At 61.4% G+C, this 3,524-nt stretch carries 4 protein-coding genes; 1 reads left to right on the top strand and 3 read right to left on the bottom strand.

What is annotated here, in order from left to right:
* On the top strand, nucleotides 1–308 hold a 308-nt coding region (locus tag EN964_RS29090), incomplete at its 5' end, for a hypothetical protein (protein WP_164776059.1).
* A gap of 81 nt (nucleotides 309–389) precedes the next feature.
* Here the strand turns inward: EN964_RS29090 and EN964_RS29085 are convergent.
* The 3 genes from EN964_RS29085 to EN964_RS29075 all read right to left on the bottom strand — a co-directional run.
* Entirely contained in the window at nucleotides 390–1,691 is a 1,302-nt protein-coding gene (locus EN964_RS29085) for a hypothetical protein (RefSeq protein WP_127270917.1), read from the bottom strand.
* 190 nt (nucleotides 1,692–1,881) lie between these two features.
* Entirely contained in the window at nucleotides 1,882–3,003 is a 1,122-nt protein-coding gene (locus tag EN964_RS29080) for a PAS domain-containing protein (RefSeq protein WP_127270919.1), read from the bottom strand.
* 200 nt (nucleotides 3,004–3,203) lie between these two features.
* Nucleotides 3,204–3,524 (bottom strand): S4 domain-containing protein (locus EN964_RS29075; protein WP_281059579.1); only part of this gene is annotated, 321 nt, incomplete at its 5' end.

Here is a 3,524-nt window from a genome sequence, read left to right as displayed (position 1 = left end):
GCAGCGGCTATCTGAAACTGGCCAATGGCGTGCTGCGCGGACCGCGCATCGGCACGACGTTCCAGGGCACGCTCTACGACCAGGACAACAACATGGACATGACCGGCACATTCATGCCGGTCTATGGCCTCAATCGCATCTTCGGCGAATTGCCCATCGTTGGCGCGCTGCTCGGCAATGGCCGTGACCGTGGCCTGATCGGCGTCACCTACCGGCTCAAAGGCAATGCCAACAAGCCGCTGCTGGACATCAATCCGCTGTCGGTGATCGCGCCCGGAATATTCAGGTCGATTTTTGAGTATAGGTGAGTGGCGCGGATCATGGTCGCCGCGCGCAAAGTGTCAAATCAACCGGTCCGTCGCTTCGGCACCGCAAGGCGGCGGGGATGGTCAGTTGATTGCCTGTTGGAAGTTGCTTGAGCCGGAATTAGCCGAGTACAGGATACCGTTCTTGCCGAGCCAGTATGTGCCGCTGGCAACGTTCTCCCAGTAGAAACCCGTAGTGCCGACGCCGATGGTCGTTCCGCCGACAAACCCTTCGAAGGCGCTCGCCGATGACGAATATTGGTATTGGCCAAGATTGTTGTACACGGCGGCGTTGCCGACGCTGTCGAACCTGACATATCCGAGATCGTCGGAGCCGTTGCCGTATCTGTTGTAGTGAGGATCGTCCGCAAGGGTGATCCGGTTTCCGTTCGCCATGAAGAACGTGCATCCGGGCGTTGGCTCGACACTCTGGCATGGCACGTCGAACACAGTCTTGAACGGGGAATTGATCTCGGTGGAAACCGCCGCGCGGGCCGTCTTGGGAACGCCCGGCATCGTCATTTCAGCATATTGCATCTGGCGGTCGAGGCGGTTGATGAGGCCACCGCTTTCCTGCGAAGCGTGCGGTCCAAAATCCATCGACAGTTTCGCGCCCAGATAGGCGCCTTGCGTCATCCCGTCACGATAGCCGGCGTAGACGCTTGCCGTCATGTCGTTGTCGAAGGCATAGCCCAATCCGATCTGCGCGCCCGCGCCGAAATTGGGCGAGGTCCAGGCCGTTCCCTCGATCGAGGTCTTGCCGAACGCCTTGCTGAAATCAACCTTTGCGAACAGCCCGTCATCGCCATTGTCGATGGCACGCTCGTAGCCGATCCTGGCGCCTAATCTCAGGGTCGGATCGAGATAGGTTTCGAAGCCGGGCGCAACCCGAACGCCGCTCGCGCCGTCGAAGCGCGTCTTCGCGAAGGGCTCGTCAATCAAAATGGCGGACGGGCTGTTCCAGCCATCGACACCGAGAGAAACCGTGGTCGCCGCGCTCAGGCGCAGGTCGAGCGAGCTGGCAAGGCTCCAGGTTTCGACACTCTTGTCTGTCGTCAGGCCGAACAGCTGATCGGCATCCTCGCGGACGAATTGTCCGGTAACCTGCACGGCGAGCAGTTCGCCCAGGTTCGCCGCACCGCCAACCATCAGCCGCGCGACGCCGTTTCCCTTCTCCGCGGCCATGCCGAAGGCTACCGGAAGGTCGGAGAATGCAGCGACGATCCTGGCATTCAGCCGCTGCTGGTTGTCGTCTTCCGAAACCTGCCCGTTTACGACCAGGCGGACCGATTTCTGCGAGGGCTCCGGCGTTTGCTCCTGAGCGCCGGTCGGGAAGGCTCCCGCGATCCAGGCCACGGCCGCCGCCATCATCTTGCCTGTTCTCATTTTCGTCCCCAAGCCTGCGTCGGGCTTCCCCAGAGCCAACGTTGCAACGTTGGTCAGATCGCCTGTTTCGACGACTTATGCTCGGTGGACGGATTCCTCGCATCACCCATTTGGGCTATGCGGCCGCAGGAACGGCCTGAAAATCAAAGTCTTAGCTAGAGCTTGCTTCGAGGCGGCGGTGCCTGTCGCTCTAGTGGCGCAGGATCAGGGCGGCGAGCTGGCTTTGGCGACGGGTCTCGGTCTTGGCAAAGACGGACTTCAACTGCGCCCTGACCGTGTGAATGCTGACGTCGCGGCTGTCCGCATGGTCGCGCAGCGAGATGCCTTGGGCGATGGCCACGGCCAGCTCCGATTCAGCCGGTGTCAGCCCATAGCCGGGCAATGCAGCGACGGAAGGCTGCGGCGTCGGCTGGTTGCGCAGGACCAGCATTGCAATCGGAAGGTCCTCGAAAATCTGATCGAACATTGTTTGCGTGGTTCTGTGGGCGAGCGGCACGATCATCGCGCGCATCGGCGAACCGGCCGCCCGACGAACGGGGAAGCTGCCTGGAATTGCGGGAAAATCCGCTCTCGCTATCGCGGCCAGGGCAATCCGCAGGGTCGTATCGGCCCTCGGATCCTTGAGGTGCAGGTGCCCGTCGCGGTCGACGGCGAGGAAAGACGCGTCCTTGCGCATCGCCGTTCCGGCACGGTTGCAGTGGGTGATACGCCCGGCTCTGTCGATGAACAGCACAGCGTCGGTCGATGTCTCAAGAGTGGCGCGATAGTCTTCTCCCTCCACCTGGTGCGGGATGTGCCGCATCAACTCGAACGAGCGGGTGATATGCGGCCCAAGCAGGTCAAACGTCCTGTTTACCCGCGCCCGCACGAGATCATGGTTGCGCAGGCGAATATTGCCCGAAAGGAAGAGCATCCTGTCCGATGAGCGATGCAGCGCAACGGCGCTCGCGGACACCAGACTCTGGCTACGCAGACAGTCATTGTAGAACTCGGTTTTGAGAAGTTTGTCCGGGTCGTATATTTCTTCCGATTGAACAAGCTTGCCGATCGGGGCGATAGCCATTCCGTTCGCCCAGACGTTGATCGTCGCATAGTCTCGCACATAGGAATCAATAAATTCCGGCGCAGCCCCGGACGCAAGCAAGCCCAGGCTTGCTCGCGCGACGGTATCATGCGCATGCAGGCAAATGAGCGTGTCGTCCAGATGGCCTGACAGGTCCCCGACGAACGCGGACCATTTGTGCGGGTTGATGCCTGCCTCGTAGACCGTGTGGATAAGGCTGTTGAAGTCGTCGAGCGTGATCTCAGGCAAGGTCGGTGCTCCGCAAACCATAGCTGGCGGCGGGAGCGGACGCATCGCCTGGGCGTGCTCGTGCGTTATGCTTGCGTGGATTGATCTTCACAGGCGGCCCCCCGGCGCATGGACGATGCATTCAACGCAATTTATGCGCCCAAGACGGAGCCGTCAAACGCTGATCCTGACAAGCGGTTGGCTCGGTCCCACCGTGCGGATCAGGTAGGCCGTACCAGAATGTGTTTTTTCTTTCCCAGAGAAAGCTTTACGACGTTTTCCGGACTCAAATCCTGAGGAGTCACCAGGCGGCGCTCGTCGCTCACCGGCTCGTCGTTCAGGCGCACGGCACCGCCCTGCACATGCCGCCGCGCTTCGCCGTTCGACGCCGCCAGTCCGGCGGTGACCAGCAGCGACAGGATACCGACGCCGGTTTCAAGCGCCGTTTTGTCGACCTCGACGGTCGGCAGCGACTCCGCGAGCGCGCCTTCCTCGAACGTCTTGCGCGCCGTATCGCTGGCTTGCTCGGCGGCTGCACGGCC

This window comes from Mesorhizobium sp. M7A.F.Ca.CA.001.10.2.1, assembly GCF_003998575.1.
Classification (GTDB): domain Bacteria; phylum Pseudomonadota; class Alphaproteobacteria; order Rhizobiales; family Rhizobiaceae; genus Mesorhizobium.
This window is presented reverse-complemented; position numbering and strand designations above follow the sequence as displayed.